The sequence below is a fragment of the Mucilaginibacter agri genome (assembly GCF_009928685.1).
GTDB lineage: Bacteria > Bacteroidota > Bacteroidia > Sphingobacteriales > Sphingobacteriaceae > Mucilaginibacter > Mucilaginibacter agri.
On sequence record NZ_WWEO01000043.1, the window covers coordinates 113082 to 134603 of the forward strand.

Genomic DNA, 21522 nt, shown 5'->3' on the forward strand with positions numbered 1-21522 from the left:
CTAAATTATAAATTCTTATCAAGTATCAACGCCGAGTAACGATCTAACTAACCGTCTCCGTAGCCTCCGGCGAATGTATATCCTTCAGGGTACTTGGTATCAGGTTTCGTGTTTTAAAGAAAGTGACGGTTACTACCAACAACGTCATACAGCCACCAAACAATACCGCTGGTGTAGTGCCTAATATCTTAGCTGCCATACCCGATTCAAAATCGCCGATCTCGTTAGATGAACCGATAAACATAGAGTTTACTGCTGATACACGTCCGCGCATTTCGTCGGGGGTGAGGAGCTGCATAATGGTACCGCGAATAATTACGCTCACGCTATCAAACGCACCCTGTAGGAACAAGAAAACTATGGATAGGTAGAACACGTGCGATAAACCGAAGCCTATAATAGAGGCGCCAAAACCTGCCACAGCGATTAACAGGTTGCGCCAAGGTCGGTTCATTGGAGAGAACCTAACCATAGCTATCATCGTTAGCGCAGCACCTAATGAAGACGCCATACGCATAATGCCCAAGCCTTCTGAGCCTACCTTTAAAATATCAAGAGCATAAACAGGCAGCAATGCTACCACGCCACCAAAGAATACTGAAAACAGATCGAGGCTCATGGCGTAGAACATCATTTTATTATTGAACACAAAATGAAGCCCTTCTTTTAGACTTACCCATATGTTTTCTTTCGGAATAAATACCGCGGGGTACTTACGCAGGCGGTAAACCAATACTAAAGCGATAAATAAAAACGCGAGTACAACAATAAAATTGGCTGTAATGCCCGACAAACCCGGAATCATTTTGCCCGCAAATCCATATAAAAGCCCTCCGGTTAAGGGGCCTAAAATAGAAGCCACCTGCCATGCCGAGCTGCTCCAACTGCTGCCATTAGGGTAAACCTCTTTGGGGATACTATGCGCATAAACGGTAAACGTGGCAGGCCCGTAAAACGCCCGGGCAATACCGTTGCAAAATATCATGGCATACAAGGCGTACAATATCCAGCCATGATCGATATGCGCCAGACTATCCAGCGTTACCGTAAACATAACTAATGACGACAGAAATACCCCACCGAATATCAAAAGCAGCATTTTACGCTTCTCGTATTTATCGGCAATATAGCCGCCGTAAAGGGCAATGCCCACCGCCGGTATGGCCTCGGCTAAACCGATAAATGCAATGGCTACTTTACTATGGGTTAGCTCATAAATGTAGAAACCCAGTACAGTTGTTTGCATTTGATAAGCAAACGTAAAAAAGAAGCGCATACCAATGTATGCGCGAAAGTCCTTGAATCTAAGGGCTGCAAAAGAATCTTTTTTCTGGGGTTGACTATTTCCTTCGTCTGGCACGCTAATTTGTGGATGTTTGCCGCAAAGCTACGACTTGAAGTTTTTAATCCCGTTAATAAAATTAAAATTTCAGGCCGTGTTGGTCTATCAGGTAAATTAACGAAGCCATTGCAGCCGCTCCCAAATGTAATTCGCGTTTGTTAACATTCTCGAAAACATCATTTGGTGTATGGTGAATATCGAAGTAACGCTGCGAATCAGGGCGGAAACCAATCAAGGTAACTCCGGGTACTGAACCCCTTAACGGGCCGATATCAGAACCACTACCACCGGCAACCAGCATATCTGCTTCGTAAGGGGCGAGTAATGATTTCCAATTAGCATTTACTTGTTTTAAAAACTCTGCTGATGGGCGTTCGAAGCTAAAACCGCGTGGGGTAAAACCACCTTCGTCAGATTCTATGGCGGCAATATGTTCTTCTTTATTTTGGACAGCAAGCTCGGCGTATTTTTTACCGCCACGGCCACCATTTTCTTCATTCATAAATAATACAGCGCGTACAGAGTGTTTAGGTTTGTAGCCCATTGCTTTGAAAATACGCAGCACTTCTACCGATTGCATTACACCTGTGCCATCATCATGCGCGCCTTCTGCCAAATCCCACGAATCTAAATGGCCACCTACAGTAACAAATTGATTCGGGTTTTCTGTACCGGTTAGCTCTCCCACCACGTTAAATGATGGTGCATCTGGTAAAGTCTGACAATTTTGCTTCAAAAAGAATTTTACCGGTTTGCCCTTCGCGTTTTTAATGGTTTCGCTTAGTTTGTTGGCTGCAACAGTTGATAATGCCGCACCCGGTATAGGCGTATTAACCGTACCATAACTGGTAGTACCTGTATGCGGATAGTTATCCAAAGCTGATGTTAACGAACGAATAATAACGGCAACTGCTCCGTATTTAGAAGCAGCGTCCGGACCGGAGCGACGCTGATCGCCAGCAGTACCATAAGCTGCTCCGGTTTCTATAAAACGCTCGTCGAACGGTCGGTTAAAGAAAACGATCTTGCCTTTTATTTTATCAGCGCCTAAAGCGTCTAATTCTTTCAGGTCGTGCAGTTCGATAACCTCGGCAGTGATGCCCTCTTTTGGTGTAGCAACCGACATACCCAATGCAGCCAGTGCAACCGGGGTGCGGGTTTTGCCGTCGATGATAAAACCTTGTTCTTTTTCGCCACGAACCCAATGTGGTACCATAACTTCTTGCAGGTATACTTTATCAAAGCCGTAGCTTTCCATCAGCTTTTTGCCCCATTCCACTGCCTTTTGCGCATTGGTCGATCCACTTAAACGCTGACCGATGTTTTTGCACAGATAATGCAAATTATCATAAGCTTGGCCGTTAACAAGTGCTTCGTCATAAATTTTGCGGATAGTTACAGAGTCAGTTTGGGCACTTGCCGATAAGCTAGCCGCACCAATTAATAGGGCAGAAAGTAGGGGTTTTAGTTTCATGCAATAAAGGGTATGTTGTGGGTGGAAAGTTAAAGGTTTCGGGGATAAAGTCAAAGTAACGAATGTGAGGGACTGTATCTTTTTCGCTTATGTCATTGCGAGGTACGAAGCAATCTCGTCGTAAATCTATTCGATATGTATTGCTACGAGGTTACTTCGTACCTCACCATGACAAATCTAAATATTGAAAATTAAGAGATCTTATCCCAAGTTAACCCACCACTCTTAGTTTGCAGCATCTGATGTAAGATCTGGTTTTCAGGATGCGTTAGCTGTGGGTCTTGTTCGAAGATGTCTTCTACCTGGTGGCGAATGTTAGTCAGCAATTCCTGATCTGTGGCCAGGTTGGCCATTTTAAGGTCGAGTACGCCACTTTGCTGGGTGCCTTCAATATCACCCGGGCCGCGCAGCTCTAAGTCGATCTCGGAGATCTTAAAGCCATCATTGGTAGAAACCATGGTGTCCAAGCGGATGCGACCTTCACGACTTAGTTTATGGCTGCTCATCAGGATACAGAACGATTGTTCTGCACCTCTACCAACCCGCCCGCGTAACTGGTGCAGTTGCGACAGGCCGAAGCGTTCGGCATTCTCGATGATCATTACCGAGGCATTGGGCACGTTAACACCCACCTCAATTACGGTAGTAGCCACCATAATATGGGTTTCGCCTTTTACAAAACGTTGCATCTCCGCTTCTTTGTCTGCTGCCGCCAGTTTACCATGCACTATGCTGATGCGATAGTCGGGCAACGGAAATTCGCGCGACATGACTTCGATACCATCTTCAAGGTTCTTCAGGTCGAGTTTTTCGCTCTCCTTAATCAGTGGATAAACTACATAAACCTGCCGGCCTTTGGCAATCTCCTGCTTCATAAAGCCGAACATGCGCAAGCGCTGATTTTCGTAAAGGTGAATGGTTTCTATCGGCTTACGCCCTGCGGGTAGCTCGTTAATTACGGAAACGTCCAGATCGCCATACAAAGTCATGGCTAATGTACGTGGGATGGGTGTTGCCGTCATCACCAGCACATGCGGTGGTAATGCATTTTTGTGCCATAGTTTAGAGCGTTGCTCCACGCCAAAACGGTGTTGTTCATCTATCACAGCAAGCCCCAGGTTTTTAAACTGAACTTTATCTTCTAGCAGGGCATGAGTGCCAATTAAGAGTTGCAGGCGGCCGTCCTTCAGCATTTCGTGGATAGGTTTGCGGGCCTTTTGTTTAGTGGAACCGGTTAGCAGGGCTACCTCAATAAAATCGTCGCCCACTAAGCTTTTGATAGAATGATAGTGTTGTGTAGCCAAAATCTCAGTTGGGGCCATTAAGCATGCTTGGAAACCATTATCTATCGCCATCAGTACCGTCATTAATGCCACCACAGTTTTACCGCTACCCACATCACCTTGCAGCAAGCGGTTCATTTGTACGCCACGCTGCGTATCCTGTCGGATTTCTTTCAATACTTTCTTTTGCGCGTTGGTTAAATCGAAAGGAAGTTTCTGTTGATAAAACGTATTGAAATACTGATCAACCTTACTAAATATAAACCCCTTGAATTTTTGGGTGCGCAGAAGTTTATTCTTTAGTAATTTAAGCTGAATGTTAAACAGCTCCTCAAATTTAAGCCGGTGTTGGGCTTCGTGCAGGGCAGTAGCATCTTCGGGAAAGTGGATGCTGCGGTAAGCCTGTTGCCTGCCCATCAGGCGGTTCTTTTGCAGAATATATTGCGGCAGGTTTTCGTGTATATCCTTGCCGTGCTGTTCCAACAGCGTGGCAGTAAGCTTTTGGATTCCCTTGCTATCCAACGAAAACGTTTTGAGCTTTTCGGTAGAACTATAACCGGGTTGCAGGGTTAAATTACCTTTGCGTTTAAGTGCTTCGGGGCTGTAAGGTTCAATTTCCGGGTGAGCCATTTGGGCCTTACCGTTAAACGAACCGGGTTTGCCAAAAATAATATAAGCCTGGCCGGGGACTAACGTTTTTTCGACCCATTTGATGCCTTGAAACCACGCAAGCTCCATAGTGCCGGTATCGTCTTTCACTTGCGCAACCAAGCGCTTAACGCGCTTGTCGCCAATTAGTTCTTTATGAGTTAGGCGGGCTATTAACTGTACATGTGGCAGGTCGGCATTAATGTCCTTAATCTTATAGAACTTGGTACGATCGATGTATTTAAATGGGAAATGCCTCAGTAGATCTTCGAAAGTAAAGATGCCCAGCTCTTTTTTAAGCATCTCGGCACGGGTAGTACCAACGCCCTTAACATAATCAACCGATGTTTTAAATACCTGATCCAAACCGGAGAGCTTAAATAAGTTGAGTTTGTATTTCTTTTTTGCGATTGAACAGGTTGTCAATCATCCCCCAGTTGAATACGATAACCGAAGCCAAAAGCAGTATATAACCCAGCAACTGTGATTGGTCAAACGCTTCGTGAAAATATACAAAGGCTACCACAAAGGTCATGATAGGGTTAATGTATATGGTGATACCCAAGGTTGATGACGGAATACCTGTTAATGCAAATAAACTAAGTAATAAAGGTATCAACGTAAACAGCACGGCAACCACGGTAATGTTTATCCAGAAATCTGAAGATTGAGGCAAGCCATTAAACTCGTGCGAGTAAAATGGCAATAGCATCAAAGCAGAGATTAGTAGCTGCAAAGCCAGCATATTAATTTTATCGAACTGTGTTAGTACCCGTTGAATGATGAGGTAAATAGCGTAAAATATAGCCACCACAAATGACCACAGCATATCTGTAACCGAGCCGGTAGAAAGAATAACAATGCTTAATAATGCAATGACAATGCCCGCTACTTTAACTTTCGAAAGCTGTTCTTTGAGTATCAAAAATCCACCGCCTGCAGTTAAAAGCGGACAAATGAAATAAGCAAAAGCCGCTACCTTAACACTAATATGGTTTACTACATAAATGTACGAGAACCAGTTACCAGTGATCATAACCCCAGTGGCAAACAGCAACCATAAAGCTTTGCTGCGTTGTTTCGGCTGCATCGCTTTTAAAGTCGATATATCTTTGCTTATGGTTTTTGAACGAAACACCAGATTATAGATCCAGATAATAATTAGCGAGGTAAACACACGGTAATAGAGAATCTGTGATGAAGCATAACCCACATGGTGCAGGTGCTTTAACGGAATAGTTAAAAAGCCCCATATAAAAGCAGCCCCAATGGCCGCCAGCAAATATATAAATGAGGCTCTTTTTTGTTTCATTAAGCCAAAGTAGCAATTACAGATATTTCGACGTTTACATTTTTGGGTAAAGCGGCGGCCTGTACGGTTTCGCGGGCGGGGAAATTATCAGTAAAGTATGATCCATAAATTTCGTTAACTACTGCAAAGTTGCCCATGTCTTTTAAAAAGATGGTGGTTTTAACAACTGAGGAAAAGTCTGCACCGGCTTCGGTTAAAATAGCCTTTAGGTTCTCCATTACCAGTTTGGTCTCAGACGGGATATCGCTGGTAACCAATTCGCCGCTTTGCGGGTCGAGGGCTATCTGACCCGATACAAATAATAAATTTCCGGTGGCTACAGCCTGGCTGTACGGGCCAATAGGCGCAGGCGCCTTTGTGGTGTTTATAATAGTTTTCATAAGTATAGTTTCACTTTTTGATCAGGAATACATCAATCAGTTTCCAGATGATGCCGGCCAGGAACATGATAATAGCCAGTGCATTAATAAAATGCATTACTTTCAGATTAAAGCTCACGGGCCTGTTCGGGTCCTTTTTGCGAAAGAAGTACATAAAACAAAGTTAAACAAAAAAGGCGTCCCACCGGGACGCCTTTTCGTAATACTAATTTTGGTGTTAATTATTTTTGTGAGAACTCAACACGACGGTTTTGAACGCGTCCTTCTTCAGTTGAGTTGTCAGCGATTGGTTTAGTTTCACCAAAAGCTTTAACTTTTAAACGTCTTGCTTCAACACCAGAGTTAACTAAGTAAGTTTTTACTGAGTTAGCACGATCTTTAGATAAACGCATGTTGTGAGCAGCAGTACCTTCAGATGAAGCGAAACCATCTAACTCAACAGTTTTAGCAGTGTTTGAACGTAAGTCAGCAGAAACTGCATCTAAAGTTGGGTAAGAAGAAGTTCTTAATACTGAGCTATCAAAGTCAAACTGGATGTTTGTGTAAGCAGCTGGAGCAGCAGCACCACCAACAGTAACTGTATCTTTTTTCAATGGGCAACCTGCACCATCAACTACAGTACCTGCAGGAGTGTTAGGGCATTTGTCGAATTGATCAGAAACACCGTCACCATCAGAATCTTTTTTCAGATCGTTAACTGCGTTTTCAACGTTAGATACACGGCCTTTTAAAGCTTCAACTTCTTGACGTAAAGCTGCATCATACAGTTCATCATACATCATAGCTACTGGATTAACCCAGTCTAAGTTAGCTTTAGATTTAGGACCGAAAGTGTACTCTAAACCAGCATAACCGTAAGAGTATTTGTCTTTAGAAGGGTAACCTCTGTTTAAACCATCAAGGATGTCATCATCAGTGAAGTTTTCAGTGTAACCTAAGTTCAGAGCCCATGAATCAGCTAAGCGGAATTTAACGCCTACGCCTACAGGGATAACTAAACTTTTAACATAGTGGTTAGAACCATCAGCGTTTTGGTAAACGAAGTCAGTACCATTACCTAAAACCATAGTAGGGTTGTACCATACTAAACCAGCACCTGCAGTAACGAAGAAGTTAATTGCATTTTTGCGGCGTAAGTAATCGATAGTTGCAACGTTAACAACACCGCTTAAAGTTCCGCTGTAGAATTTAGTGTCGAAAGATTGACGGTCATCACGGATACCGTTAAGTGCATCTTCGTTGGTACCTTTTACTTTACCACCGTGGAAATCACCCTGGATACCGAATGAATGAGCTACTTGCCATCTTAATGATGCACCATAACCATAGCTGGTTTTCCAGTTCGTGTAGTCATTAGAACCACCTGTAGCAACAACAGGAGCGGTAACGCCGCCGTTGATACCAAGGCTAAAAGTGTTGTACTGTCCTCTACCGCCAAATACCTTAGCAGTAGTAGTGCCAGAAGACATTTTCGTTGTGTCTGTGGTCGTAGTGGTTGAAGTTTGCGCTTTCACCATCCCTACAGCCATCAAAGACGCAACTGATAAAGCGACTGTTTTCTTTAATGTAGAATAGTTCATAGTTTTTAGATTAAACAATTTTAATTGTGATTTTTTTTTCAAAATTAGTAATTATGTTTGAAACGTTACCAAACACCGTTCCAAAACTGTCATTTACTTAGACAAATAGAATAAAAATTTGTTTAAAAAATGTATAATACAATAATAAGTATGAAATATCCTACCATCAAAAGCGAATTATTTACTAAGAATAGAAATAATTTCGTTTCCCGATTAAAGCCCCAGTCTATAGCTATATTTCATTCTAACGATGAATTTAATCGTAGTGGCGACCAGAATTACATTTTTAAGCAAAATCCCGACTTTTTTTATTTGTCGGGAATAGATCAGGAGCAAAGCATATTAGTGCTTTTTCCAGATTGTCCTAATCCACTATACAAAGAAGTACTCTTTTTAAGACAAACGAGTGAACACATTGCCATATGGGAAGGACACAAGTACACTAAAGAAGAAGCCACGCAAACATCCAGCATCAAAACTATCTTGTGGTTAGACAGCTTCGACAGCGTTTTGCATGGCATTATTAATTATGCCGAGAACGTTTACATTAATACCAATGAGAACGACCGTTATGTGTATGAAATACCAACGCGTGATGTCAGAAAGTATCAAACGCTGAAAGAAAAATATCCGCTGCATAACTTTTTACGTTCGGCACCCATACTACGCGATTTGCGGGTTGTAAAATCGGATATAGAAATTGAACTAACCAAAAAAGCCTGCGAAATTACACGAGATGCATTTGTGCGTGTGCTGAAATTTACAAAACCCGGTGTAGGCGAATATGAAATAGAGGCCGAGATCATCCACGAATTTATCAGGCAGCGGGGAACCGGGCATGCGTATAGCCCAATTATAGCGTCGGGGCCAAATGCCAATGTATTACATTATATAGATAATAACCAGATCTGTAAAGACGGTGATGTGATTTTATTCGATTTTGGTGCAGAGTATGCTAACTACAATGCCGACATGAGCCGATCTATACCGGTTAATGGCCGCTTTACTGCACGCCAACGCGATGTATACAATGCTGTATTACGTGTAATGCGCCAGGCAACCCAACTAATTGTGGCTGGTACAGTTTGGAATGAATATCACGAAGAGGTTGGCAAAATTATGACCAGCGAACTTGTTGGCCTCGGTTTGCTGGATAGTACCGATGTTAAAAACCAGGATCCTGCGGCACCTCTATATAAGAAGTACTTTATGCACGGCACCTCACATCATTTGGGCCTGGATGTGCATGATTACGCCAGCCGTTACAAATCATTTGAAGTAGGTAACATTTTAACTTGCGAGCCTGGTATTTATATCCCGGCGGAGGGTTTAGGTATCCGTTTAGAAAACAATATCCTGATTACCAAAGATGGAAATGTAGACTTGATGGCCGATATCCCGGTTGAGGCAGATCATATCGAAGAGATCATGAACTCGTAAAACCCCTCCTAAATCTTCCCCGATGAAGAAGCGTTTAAGAAATATTCCGCGGTAAACCTATATAAATTAAACTGCGGATCATTAATTAAGGCTTCGGCAATTTGTTGCCGGAGCTTTTTTTTGTCTACTTCGGCCATGCGGCGCTCCTTTATTATATGGTATGCTTTTTCAGCCGCGAGGAAAGCTTTGCGTTCGTTGGTTTTGAACGGGCTATCGGCAATAAATTCAGTTATCGCGTTAATGCCTGTATTTTCTGAGGCTACAGTTTTAAAGACAGGGATGCTATTATGCTGATCGGTTAATAACGTTTTAAGTTTTCCAGCAAATTCATCAGCACCCGCACGATCGGCCTTGTTAATAATAAAGGCATCAGCAATTTCCATTAATCCCGACTTGATGTTCTGAATTTCGTCGCCGGCTTCGGGCACTAAAACTACCAGGGTAATATCAGCCAGTCCGGCAATTTCTACTTCCGATTGTCCTACGCCTACTGTTTCAATTAATATATAATCAAATCCGGCAGCGCGTAATACATCGGCCATCTCTATGGTTTTGCCCGATAATCCACCCAACGAACCACGCGTAGCCAACGACCGGATAAAAACTTGAGAACTATTAAAATGCGGAGCCATACGAATACGGTCGCCCAGTAAGGAGCCGAAGTTAAACGGCGAAGTGGGGTCGATGGCGAGAATAGCCACGTATTTATCATCCGTAATTAATTCGCTGATCAGGTTGTTTACCAATGTGCTTTTGCCGGCACCAGGTGGCCCGGTTATTCCTATAATAGGTATGTTATTGTCGATAGCTAAGTTCTGAAGCAAATTTGCTGCACCATCCAAATCATTTTCCACCATGGTTAATGCCCTTGCCACCGATCTGAAATTGGTGTAATGAGGAGTTATGGTAGTATTGGAGCCTGGCATTTCATAACAAATGTATTGAAATTACGCAATCATACCGCTTATGTACATATACCTTATATTTGCAGGCATTAAAAATGAAAGTAGCAGGTTTTACCTTTATCAGAAACGCGGTTAAAAACGACTATCCGGTTGTTGAAGCCATAACGTCCATATTGCCAATATGCGATGAGTTTGTAGTAGCCCTGGGTAACAGCGATGACGAAACCGAACAATTGATTAAAGGGATTAACTCTCCTAAGGTCAAAATAATCCACACCGTTTGGGACGAATCCCTGCGCGAAGGAGGTTCTGTATTCGCCGTTGAAACTGATAAGGCTTTTAACGCTATATCGCCTGACGCCGACTGGGCCTTTTACATTCAGGGTGATGAGTGTGTGCACGAGCAATATCTGCCGGTTATAAAAAAGGCAATGGAAGACAACCTCAGCAATATGCGCGTAGAGGGATTGTTGTTTAAATACCTGCATTTTTATGGTTCTTACGATTATTACGGGCATTCGCGCCGCTGGTATCGGCGCGAGATAAGGGTGTTACGTAATAATAAAGCAATCCACTCGTACCGGGATGCACAGGGTTTTCGTTGGGGCGACCGCAAGATCAATGTAAAACTTATTGATGCCTATATTTACCACTATGGTTGGGTAAAGCCGCCAAAAGGTTTGGAAAATAAACTGCGTAATTTTAACCAGTTTTATCATGACGACAATTGGCTGGCCGAAAATCTGCCCCAAACCTTTGAGTTCAGTTACCACAATGCCGACCGCTTATTGCCGTTTACAGGTACACATCCGGCTGTAATGCAACCGCGCATAGCGGCAACCAACTGGAACCTAAACATAGATCAGGATAAGCTGAAAAAGCAAATGAACTTTAGGCGTAAGGTCTTGCAAAAAATAGAAGATTTAACCGGTTGGCGCGTAAGCGAATACCGTAATTATAAAATTATTAAATAAGCAAATGTCCAAACCATCGGTTTTAATAACTTTCGATTCTATGAAGGACCTTAACCGCGGGTACTATTCATTTGGTAAAGGGCTGGGCGATGCGTTGATCAGGCAAAATCACGGACGGTTTAAACTAAGTTTCTACGTTTTTAAAATAACTGAAGCACTGTTTGCTGGCAAGGTTGGTATTTATTTATTATCAGTCTGGCACAAAATTTTTTTTTCTGCCGGTAATAAGTTCGATATCGTTCACTTTACAGATCATACTTTTCGGCTGAAGCCGCAACGGGTGAAAGCCCTAAGGATTATGACTTTGCACGATATGAACAAAGTTCATGTTAAAAAAAGCAAACCGGCCAGTATCGAACGGTATCTGAATAGAATGCGAAAAAACATGGCCTATTGCGACAGGGTTGTAACGATATCACAATTCGTAGCTAACGATGTGTTGCACTATTTTCCAGAAGTTAAAGACAAATTAAGTGTAATTTACAACGGCGCAGATAAACTGGTTGTTCCCGAAAATCATCTGCCTGTATTTTTGCCTTCACAACCGTTTTTATATACTATCGGGCTGTTATCTAAACAAAAGGGGTTTCATTTTTTGCCGGCATTGCTTGTTGGTAATGATTATCATTTGGTTATAGCTGGGATAGAAACTCCCCACAAGCAGCAAATTATCGAAGAGGCCGAAAAATATAACTGTATGCACCGAGTTCACATAACCGGCCCTGTGAGCGATGATGATAAAGCCTGGTATTACAAGAATTGTGAGGCGTTTTTATTTCCCTCAATTGCGGAGGGTTTCGGTTTGCCGGTAATCGAAGCCATGTATTTTGGAAAGCCTGTTTTTTTGTCAAAATTTACATCGTTGCCCGAGGTAGGCGAAGATGCAGCCTACTATTTTGATAGTTTCGAGCCACAACATATGCAGGAGGTTTTTGCCAAAGGGATGCATGATTTTAAGGTTAAGAACAGAGCAAATGAGATGGTTATACAGGCCGAAAAATTTTCATGGGATAAGGCGGCTGATCAATATCTCCAGTTATATCATAGTTGTTTACAACGGTAATTAATTGTATCATGTTTAAAAAGAGAAATATTGTAAGCAAGCTGTTTTTAAAGTTTACAGATACCCCAAAGTACAAAGCCTATAAGTGGGATTTAACCAATTATAAGAACACCAATTTTGCCGAATCGTTAAAGGGCTCGGGCCGGATAAATAGCCTTGATAAAATAAAGCTGTTAAGTGAGGCCGCAGGTGAGCTTAATCTAATACATAGTGGCCACGCCGGAGATATAATTTACGCCTTGGCTACCATTAAACGTATACACGAACTTACGGGCGCTGCAATTAATTTATACTTTAAATTAGGCAGGGAGGTAAATCTTCCAAATTATGGCAGCCATCCGGTTGGCAATGTTATGCTTAACCAAAAAATGGCCGATATGCTAATACCGCTGGTAAGTTCGCAACCTTATATAAGTACCTGTGAAGTATATCAAAATCAAGAAGTACAGATTGATCTGGATTACTTCCGGGCCGGCCTCATCCATCAGGACAAAGGCAATATCGCCCGTTGGTGTGGCTACATAACGGGGGTAAATCCACAGTTATATAAAAGCTGGTTAAGGGTGCAGCCTGATATAAACTATGCAGACAGTATTATTATTGCCCGTAGTATGCGCTACCAAAATACATCGATCAGCTATTCGTTTTTAAACAATTACAAGAACCTGAAATTTATAGGCGTTGCAGAAGAGTACGAAGCCATGAAGGTTATATTGCCCCAAATAGAGTGGATTAAAGGCAATGATTTTTTGCAACTATCACAAATAATTGCCGGTTGTAAATTTTTTATCGGTAACCAATCCTTTCCATATTCACTGGCAGAGGCATTGAAGGTGCCACGGATATTGGAAGTAGCTTTCGAGGTTATAAATGTGGTACCCGAAGGTGATAACGCTTATGATTTTCTTTTTCAGGATCATTTCGAGTCGGTGGTTAAACTATTAGATAACGCATCCCCTCAATAAGCAGTAATAACATGTTACAGAAAGTTGCAATTGTAATTCCATTTTATCGCGATGCTATATCCCCTTACGAAAAAATAGCGCTGCAACAGTGCGAAAACGTGTTAGCCGCTTACCCCAAAATTGCTATAAAGCCCAATAGTCTAAAAATACCGGTTGACGCTAACATGGTATCAATTGAAGAAGAAGTAAGTTTTGATGACAGTTTTTTTAAAGGTATTGAGGGGTACAATAAATTAATGCTGTCGCCAATCTTTTATGAGCAGTTTTTGGCATACGAATACATCCTGATATATCAGATGGATGCTTTTGTTTTTAAAGATGAGCTTGCCGACTGGTGCAGCCAAAATTGGGATTATATTGGTGCGCCGTGGATTAGGAAACAAATAGTAAGCAATCCTTTTAAGGCAGCGGTGTTAAAAGCTCAGCAATATTTATCTACCGAGTTTAATCTTAAAAAACGTGGTGTGCCTAACAAATATCAGTTTGAAAACAGGGTTGGCAACGGGGGGTTCTCATTACGAAGAGTAAGACCATTTTATGAGGTTTGCGTTAGTATGGATAAGCAGATTAAAGAATATCTGGCATACACCGCTCATCAATATAATGAAGATGCTTTTTGGAGTATTGAGGTTAATAGAAAGAAGAAGATGCTTAACATCCCTGATTGGCAAACCGGGTTAAAATTTGCTTTTGAATATGCCCCGCAAACTGCCTACGGGCTTAATGGATACCAACTACCCTTCGGCTGCCATGATTGGGATAATTACCTGGAATTTTGGGGGCCGATTTTTGGTAAATTAGGTTACGAAATATAGGTAATTGCCAATAAGCAATCGGCGTCTCCCAACCCAAAGTTTTCCAACTATTTTAGAATAATAAACTTGGTAAAAGCCCTTGTTGTCGTTGCAGATTTTTCAAATTGGTAGCAAGTAAATTTATGTTAAATAAATAATCCCGCCGTTATTAGTACTTTTGCAGAATTTTAGAAACTAGATGAAGACATATTTCAGGCTGCTCTCTTTTGCAAAACCAATTGAGAAGTTTGCCATTCCTTATATCATTTTTACGCTCCTGTACGTATTTTTCAGCACGATGGTGCTGGCATTACTGGGGCCGTTACTTAATACATTGTTTTTAACCAGTGTTAGCGCGGCTGCGCATGGCGTTCAATTAGCAAAACCAACTTCTTTTCTTGATTTTCAGGCCTGGTTTAAATACTATCTGCAGTATTATGTAAGTAATTATGGGGCCTGGGGGGCTTTAAAGTTTGTAGTTGCGGTAATTATAGCTGCGGTTATATTAGGCAACTTGTTCAGGTACTTATCAGCCCGCACTATGGAAAACCTGCGTGTACATACGCTTTTAAATTTCAGAAAAGCAGTTTTTGATAACGTGATGAACCTCCATTTGGGTTATTTCAGCAATGAGCGTAAGGGCGATATCATATCCAAAGTTGCTTCAGACGTACAGGTGGTGCAATATTCGGTAACAGGTACGCTGCAGGTTATTTTTAAGGAGCCGGTTACACTTATTGCCTTTTTGGTTACGCTATTCTTAATTTCAACCAAACTTACCCTGTATTCTTTGTTGGTAATACCAGTTTCGGGGTTTATTATTTCCCGGATTGTAAAGCGTTTAAAGGCGCAGGCAATTGCGGCCCAACAGTCCTATGGAAATATGATTAGCTATTTGGACGAGGCGCTCTCTGGCATAAAAATTATTAAGGCATTTAACGCCGTTGATTTTATCAAAGGTCGTTTTAACAGCGAGAATAAAAATTATTCACGAATAACCAAGTCCATGGCCAGGCGTCAGCAACTGGCATCGCCGGTTTCAGAGGCGATGAGTGTTACCATGGTGGCTTTTATTGTATTGTATGGTGGTTATTTGATATTGAACCACAAATCGGAGCTAAGTCCGGGACAATTCATTGCCTATATCGCTTTATTCTCACAGTTGATGCGCCCAGCAAAGGCTATTTCAGATTCATTTAGCAACATACACTCGGGTATCGCGGCAGGCGAGCGTGTACTGGAACTGATAGACACCAAGCCTGCCATAACTGACGCACCTGACGCCAAACCAATAACCGACTTTATTCAAGGTATACAGTTTAAGGACGTAACCTTTGCCTACGACGAAAAAGTGGTATTGTCGAATATTAATTTTACCGTGCCAAAAGGTAAAACGGTTGCATTGGTGGGTCCTTCGGGAGGTGGTAAATCTACCATGATGGACCTCATCCCACGTTTTATCGAACCTCAAAAAGGCGAGATTTTGATAGATGGCCATGATCTGCGGTCATTGACTACCAACTCCGTTCGTGCGCTAATGGGTATTGTTAACCAGGAGTCTGTATTGTTTAACGATACTATATTTAACAACATTGCTTTTGGTAAGCCCGATGCCACACAAGAGCAGGTAGAAGCTGCCGCACGTATTGCCAACGCCCACAATTTTATAACGGAAACCGAAAACGGTTACCAAACCAATATTGGCGATAGGGGTACAAAGCTTTCGGGCGGGCAGCGCCAACGTATTTGTATTGCGCGCGCTGTACTGGCCAATCCTCCTATTATGCTGTTAGACGAAGCAACCTCGGCATTGGATACAGAGTCAGAAAAACTAGTGCAGGATGCGTTGAACAATCTGATGAAAAACCGTACCTCTCTTATAATTGCACACCGTTTAAGCACCATACAAAGTGCAGATATTATTGTGGTATTGGAAGCGGGTACAATTGTAGAACAGGGTACGCACGCCGAATTATTTGCAGCCAATGGCTTGTACAGGAGGCTTATTGATATGCAAACTTTTAATAGTTGATCTGAGCTTTTATGACAGAAGGCGGCATACGTTTACAATCCGAAGGCAAAAAGCAGCCAAAACTTAGCATTATAACGGTAGTTTATAACGCCGTTTCGTTAATACCTGGTTTTATGGAGAATGTATTGGCCTATCGTTCGGCAAATGTGGAATTGGTAATGCTGGATGGCGGCAGTACCGACGGCACGCTCGAACTGCTGCAACAATACAGCAATAAAATTGACTACTGGCGCAGCGAACCCGATGAAGGTATTTATGATGCCATGAATAAAGCTGTTGAATATACCCGCGGACAATGGGTGTATTTTATGGGGGCCGATGACAGATTGTTGGGCGGCTTTAACAAGGTTGTAAACGCTTTGCGTAATAGCCATGTAGTATATTATGCTAAAGTGGTATTATGGGGCGATATAAGGGGCAAAGCTTATAAGAAGTATGACTTTATTAAGATGGAAATATGCCATCAGAGTATATTTTATCCAAAGAAGGTTTTTGATTATTATCAATACGAAACGCATTACAAAATTCTGGCCGACCAACACTTTAATATCAGATGCTTTGCCGATAAGCGCTTTAAATGGCAATTTTTAGACGATCTGGTAGCTATATATGACACCCGTGGCTTTTCTGCCAATAAGGTAGACACCCTGTATTATCAGCATTATAACCATATGGTTAAAAAGTATCTCGGGTTATGGGTGTATACGAGATACAGGTTCAGGAAATATAAATTAATGCGAAAACAAAATAAGCAAAATGGTAAAGGTTCTTTATGATTATCAGCATTTTAGCGAGCAGCGATATGGTGGTATAACCAGATATTTTGCCAATATTATTTCCGAAATACATCATACCGCTGATATTGAATGCGAAGTTGCAACCCTATATACCAATAACTACTACATCAAGGATATACCTTTACCATTCAAGAGTGGCCTTGTTAAAAAGTTATTAAGTAAAAAGAATAAGCGCGAGATCAAATGGAATCGGGCTTATAGCAAATACTTAATAAAACGGGGAAACTACGATGTTTTTCATCCTACTTATTATCATCCTTATTTTTTACCATATATAAAGAAGCCATTCGTTGTAACTGTGCACGACATGATTCACGAAAGATTCCCGGAAGCGTTTTTGACAGATGATATCGTATCGGGGTACAAACGCCATGTGGTTGTTAAAGCAGATAAGGTAATTGCCATTTCTAATTCTACCAAAAACGATTTAATAGAGCTACTGAATATACCTGAAGATAGAATTGAGGTTATTTATCATGGAGTTAATATCAAGGAGTTTTCGCCAGTAAAAGTTCCCAGAACGCTGGATATACCAGACTCTTTTATTTTATACGTTGGCAGTAGAGACATATACAAAAACTTTAATCGACTGGCCGAAGCATTGGTGCCAATATTTCGACAGCACGATAACATGTATTTGGTTTGCACGGGAGGTATGCCATTTAGCAAGGCCGATATCAAATTTTTAACCGATATTGATATAATCCATCGATGCATAAGGCTAAGTGTAACCGACGATGAACTTACAGAACTTTATCAGCACGCAAAGGCTTTTGTATTTCCATCGTTGTATGAGGGCTTCGGTTTTCCGATATTAGAGGCTTTCCAAAATAGCTGCCCAGTACTATGCAGTAATACCAGTAGTTTTCCCGAGGTGGGCGGAGATGCAGTTAAATACTTCGACCCCGAGAACGTTAACGATATTTCAGATGCAGTTTTGAGCGTGCTGGTTGATGATGAATTAAAGAATAGTCTTGTTGAAGCAGGGAAAAAGCGATTGCAGCTTTTCCCGCTACAGAAATGTATTGATAAAACCATTTCTTTGTATCACCAACTTGCAGGTAGGTGATTGCACAATCGGGCAATTTCCCTCATAAGGTGGTGTTAAATAAAAATGATTTGATAAATGGAGCAAACAGCTAATCTTGATTTCGCTATCAGGGAGGTAGGGATACAGCCCGAGTACGAGTTCTCTGTCTGCACCTTGGTAACTAATAAAGCAGAGTATGCTGAAATGGTGACCTCTTTTATAGATGCAGGCTTTAGTAAAGATATTTGTGAATTTCGGTATATAGATAACAGTACGGACAACAGTTTTGATGCCTACGCTGGGTTAAATTTGTTTTTGCAGCATGCAAAAGGACGGTACATTATTTTATGCCATCAGGATATTTTAATAAACTTCGACGATATAAGCATATTAAGAAATTGTATAGATGATATAGCTGTTATCGATAAAAACTGGGGCATTTTAAGCAATGCCGGTGGGCTTGAGGGAGATTTGTATCGTCGGTATGTATTAAATGTGGCTTACCCCGATGGCTTGCATCAAATGGTAGGGACGCTACCTCACAAGGTTGCCAGTGTAGACGAGAATTTTATCGTCGTAAAACGTTCTGCCAATCTTGCACTATCATCAAATTTGAAAGGATTCCACTTATATGGAACCGATTTGTGTTTAATAGCCGAGCTTTTGGGTTATAGTGCTTATGCAATTAATTTTAAGATTACCCACAAAAGCCTCGGCAACCCTAATAAAGATTATTACCGCATTCAGGAAAGCCTGATTGATAAATATGCGTATTTTATGCGTAGCAGGCGGATAGTAACTACCATAAGCGACTTTTATTTATCGGCTTCTAAGTTCCGTACAAAGTTGTATGAAACTAAATGGGGCAAGAAAATCGCACGAAAATCTGTAAAGATCAAATCAAATAAAAACAGATTTGATAGCTAGGCTCCCAAGCCATATCATACCGAAATTGCAATTAAGCATTTAACTTAATGCTAAAATGGTATTTTTGCCCCAAATCCTACCTGCACTATGTTGTTAAAAAACCATAAATTAACTTCCGCACTTCAATTAATAAACCAACAAATTTCTTTGCTGAAAGAAGAAACAAGCGTTCAAAAAATATTGCAGGCTAATATTCTATCCCGGTTAAATAACGCCAATACGCCTAACATTTTACAAAATATTCAACTGGCCGAGTTTAAGGTATTTTCACAATGGGGAGATGATGGCATTATCCAATTTTTGGTCAACTATCTGGATATTAAAACCAAAACCTTTATAGAATTTGGTGTGCAGGATTATACTGAAGCCAATACCAGGTTTTTGTTAATGAATAATAACTGGAGTGGTCTGATTATGGATGGATCTGCAGAGAACATGGAGCGGGTTAGGCAAGACGATCTGTATTGGAAATATAACCTAACGGCCCTTAACGCTTTTATTACCTGCGAGAATATAAATGATTTGATAGCACAAAATGGATTTAAAGGCGAGATAGGACTGTTGCACGTAGATATTGATGGTAACGATTATTGGGTTTGGAAGGCTATAACGGGTATTTCGCCGGTAATTGTAATTGTGGAATACAACAGTATTTTTGGAAAGGACAATGCCTGGACGGTGCCTTACAAAGCGGATTTTTATCGTACCAAACAGCATTATAGTAATTTATATTTCGGTGCATCGCTACCCGCACTGTGTGACATGGCCGAAGAAAAAGGATATGCTTTTGTAGGCAGCAATAGCCACGGTAATAATGCGTACTTTGTAAGAAAAGACGCTGTTAAAGATTTAAAAATAGTTAATGCTACCGAGGGTTATGTGCTGTCTCAATTTAGAGAAGGCCGTGATAAAGAAGGCCGGTTAACCTATGCGTCGGGCGAGGCTCGCTTAAATGAAATTAAGGGCCTGGAAGTTTTTAACACAAGGAGCGGAAAATCAGAACGTATTTAAATACTACAAGTACCTGGTATCCGTTTTGGTGATTCTAAAACTAGAAAGGGCCGATACAAAGTTAAAGTATCGACCCTTTCTTATAGAAGTTACAGGTTTATATTAGTTTGTGGCTAATGGGAAAACGTAGAATCCAATTCCATGAGAAACCCAGCCCGCACCAGCGTTGTAGTTACTAATGGTGGAAAAAATATGATCATGCGTTGTCGCGTTATAATATATGTATTCAGGAACTGTACCCGGTACTTGAGTTGTATAAGCATAAAACGTAATGCCATCTTTTTGGTAACCTACCCACGATGTTGGAGAAACCGAATCTGGATTGGTTGCGTAGAAGTGGTCTGATGTGTTAGGATTTGAGAATTGATAAACCGGCACAGTCCCACCGTATTGCACATTATAAGCATTGAAACCTAATACTTTATTTGAATATCCAGGGATTATGGCCGTTAGGTTAGGATCGGCGCTAAGAATGTGTTTATTTTGTGATGGATTATAATAACCATAAACAGGTGCTGGAAGTAACGATGCTTTATTGGCTGCGAGATACTGTACTATGTAGTCATGTAATGCTGCTTGTTTGGTAGCATCGGGTACCAATTCTGATAATTCCAATAGACCTGTGGTGCCAATATCAATCAGCTCTGAGTTTGCCACCGTTGAGCTGCTTTGCCAGTTGGAAATATTTACCGTAGGAGGGGTGCTTGAACCCAAAGCGATATCTCCAATCAGCGCTCTTGATGGATCGCCTCCATGTGTTGCATAATGAATAGTTTGGCTGTAATTCTTGCTGCTTTGTGAGGTTGTAGAATTTATTCCGGTATTAATGCTGAAAATTTTTCCAACCCCGACATCTAAACCTGCAGAAGACGCGGTTTGTCTATCCGAGCTTGTAGTGGCAGATTGATACATGATACTAAGTTTTGCTCCCAATATGGCATCTATTAGTACGTGCGTTCCGTAATGGCTAACGATATAGGCAGGCGATTGATTTTGTACATCGGTTAAGAATGTAGCATTTAAATAGTTCTTAAGTAAATCGGTTGTTGCGTTTATCTTAAGGCGTTTTTGTTGAATAATCAGATTGTAGCTACTGTAAACATATTGTGATGAAAATGCCGATGTGTCTTTAAAAGATGCTTTAATTGTAGCTTTAAACAGAGCATTGTCAGATCCGACAGAGATATTTGGCGCTACGGTTTTTAGGTAGCTTATAGCATCTGTGCCAACATTAAGGTTTGCAGTTTGTGTTTTTGATAAATCAGTTTCAACTCTGTCAGGATAATCGGCTTGCAAACGATCAATGTCTAATACTTTAAAAGTACTAGCATTAGGATTCGCATACTCGCCCAGCACGTTGTAGCCATAGCCGAGTACATCCCATAGGCCATCGCCGGATGAGTTTGGTTTTTTAACAGCAGATTTTGTTGGTGTTTGTTCAGACAGGATGTCTTGTTTTTTGCAGGAAGTCCATAATGCTCCCGCAAAAAGAAATAGCAATAAATTTCTTTTCATGTGTAAATAAAATGATAAAGTTTAGGAATTTAAACCTGGCGCAATATATG

19 protein-coding genes are annotated in these 21522 nt (G+C 41.3%); 10 read left to right on the forward strand and 9 right to left on the reverse strand.

The annotated features are described in order from the left end of the window. Positions 1–43: 43 nt before the first annotated feature. From GSY63_RS13360 to GSY63_RS13390, 7 genes are all read right to left on the reverse strand, one after another. Positions 44–1360 carry an MFS transporter gene (locus tag GSY63_RS13360; RefSeq protein ID WP_317168569.1) on the reverse strand — a complete coding sequence of 439 codons (1317 nt, stop codon included), beginning with the start codon at positions 1358–1360 and terminating at the stop codon, positions 44–46. 61 nt (positions 1361–1421) lie between these two features. Next, complete coding sequence (locus GSY63_RS13365; RefSeq protein ID WP_166586325.1) at positions 1422–2816, reverse strand: M20/M25/M40 family metallo-hydrolase; 1395 nt, start codon at positions 2814–2816, stop codon at positions 1422–1424. 191 nt (positions 2817–3007) lie between these two features. After that, on the reverse strand, positions 3008–5113 hold the full coding sequence (gene recG, locus GSY63_RS13370; protein WP_166586326.1) for an ATP-dependent DNA helicase RecG: 2106 nt from the start codon (positions 5111–5113) through the stop codon (positions 3008–3010). A 10-nt stretch (positions 5114–5123) separates the two neighbouring features. Then, positions 5124–6059, reverse strand: coding sequence for an EamA family transporter (locus tag GSY63_RS13375; RefSeq protein WP_166586327.1), 936 nt, complete (start codon positions 6057–6059; stop codon positions 5124–5126). Beyond that, a complete protein-coding gene (locus GSY63_RS13380) occupies positions 6059–6439 on the reverse strand; it encodes a RidA family protein (protein ID WP_166586328.1) in 381 nt (126 codons plus the stop codon). Before GSY63_RS13380 ends, GSY63_RS13375 begins: the two co-directional genes overlap by 1 nt. Positions 6440–6449: 10 nt before the next feature. Further along, the gene (locus tag GSY63_RS13385; protein ID WP_166586329.1) at positions 6450–6593 is read right to left on the reverse strand and encodes a DUF6728 family protein; all 144 of its coding nucleotides are present in this window, start codon (positions 6591–6593) and stop codon (positions 6450–6452) included. A gap of 67 nt (positions 6594–6660) precedes the next feature. Continuing rightward, complete coding sequence (locus GSY63_RS13390; protein WP_166586330.1) at positions 6661–8019, reverse strand: OmpA family protein; 1359 nt, start codon at positions 8017–8019, stop codon at positions 6661–6663. 150 nt (positions 8020–8169) lie between these two features. Here GSY63_RS13390 and GSY63_RS13395 point away from each other — a divergent pair, with 150 nt between their 5' ends. Then, positions 8170–9459, forward strand: coding sequence for an aminopeptidase P N-terminal domain-containing protein (locus GSY63_RS13395; protein ID WP_166586331.1), 1290 nt, complete (start codon positions 8170–8172; stop codon positions 9457–9459). 8 nt (positions 9460–9467) lie between these two features. Here the strand turns inward: GSY63_RS13395 and meaB are convergent, their stop codons facing one another. Then, positions 9468–10385, reverse strand: a complete 918-nt coding sequence (gene meaB, locus GSY63_RS13400; protein ID WP_166586332.1) for a methylmalonyl Co-A mutase-associated GTPase MeaB — start codon at positions 10383–10385, stop codon at positions 9468–9470. Between the two features lie 74 nt (positions 10386–10459). On the opposite strand from meaB, the gene GSY63_RS13405 reads away from it, so the two are divergent. From GSY63_RS13405 to GSY63_RS13445, 9 genes are all read left to right on the forward strand, one after another. After that, positions 10460–11338, forward strand: a complete 879-nt coding sequence (locus GSY63_RS13405; RefSeq protein WP_166586333.1) for a glycosyltransferase family protein — start codon at positions 10460–10462, stop codon at positions 11336–11338. A 40-nt stretch (positions 11339–11378) separates the two neighbouring features. Next, positions 11379–12401: a glycosyltransferase family 4 protein gene (locus tag GSY63_RS13410; protein ID WP_166586334.1), complete on the forward strand. Its 1023-nt coding sequence runs from the start codon at positions 11379–11381 to the stop codon at positions 12399–12401. Positions 12402–12412: 11 nt separating this feature from the next. Then, on the forward strand, positions 12413–13366 hold the full coding sequence (locus tag GSY63_RS13415) for a hypothetical protein (protein ID WP_166586335.1): 954 nt from the start codon (positions 12413–12415) through the stop codon (positions 13364–13366). A gap of 11 nt (positions 13367–13377) precedes the next feature. Beyond that, the gene (locus GSY63_RS13420; RefSeq protein ID WP_166586336.1) at positions 13378–14181 is read left to right on the forward strand and encodes a DUF5672 family protein; all 804 of its coding nucleotides are present in this window, start codon (positions 13378–13380) and stop codon (positions 14179–14181) included. A gap of 178 nt (positions 14182–14359) precedes the next feature. Next, on the forward strand, positions 14360–16192 hold the full coding sequence (locus GSY63_RS13425) for an ABC transporter ATP-binding protein (protein WP_166586337.1): 1833 nt from the start codon (positions 14360–14362) through the stop codon (positions 16190–16192). An 11-nt stretch (positions 16193–16203) separates the two neighbouring features. Then, the gene (locus tag GSY63_RS13430; protein WP_166586338.1) at positions 16204–16968 is read left to right on the forward strand and encodes a glycosyltransferase family 2 protein; all 765 of its coding nucleotides are present in this window, start codon (positions 16204–16206) and stop codon (positions 16966–16968) included. After that, the gene (locus GSY63_RS13435; protein ID WP_166586339.1) at positions 16949–18058 is read left to right on the forward strand and encodes a glycosyltransferase family 4 protein; all 1110 of its coding nucleotides are present in this window, start codon (positions 16949–16951) and stop codon (positions 18056–18058) included. Before GSY63_RS13430 ends, GSY63_RS13435 begins: the two co-directional genes overlap by 20 nt. Positions 18059–18115: 57 nt before the next feature. Next, positions 18116–18946 carry a hypothetical protein gene (locus GSY63_RS13440; RefSeq protein ID WP_166586340.1) on the forward strand — a complete coding sequence of 277 codons (831 nt, stop codon included), beginning with the start codon at positions 18116–18118 and terminating at the stop codon, positions 18944–18946. A 147-nt stretch (positions 18947–19093) separates the two neighbouring features. Continuing rightward, positions 19094–19957 carry a hypothetical protein gene (locus tag GSY63_RS13445; RefSeq protein WP_243749227.1) on the forward strand — a complete coding sequence of 288 codons (864 nt, stop codon included), beginning with the start codon at positions 19094–19096 and terminating at the stop codon, positions 19955–19957. Positions 19958–20059: 102 nt separating this feature from the next. On the opposite strand, the gene GSY63_RS13450 is transcribed toward GSY63_RS13445, so the two are convergent. Beyond that, positions 20060–21472 carry an MAC/perforin domain-containing protein gene (locus GSY63_RS13450; protein WP_166586342.1) on the reverse strand — a complete coding sequence of 471 codons (1413 nt, stop codon included), beginning with the start codon at positions 21470–21472 and terminating at the stop codon, positions 20060–20062. Between the last annotated feature and the right edge of the window lie 50 nt (positions 21473–21522).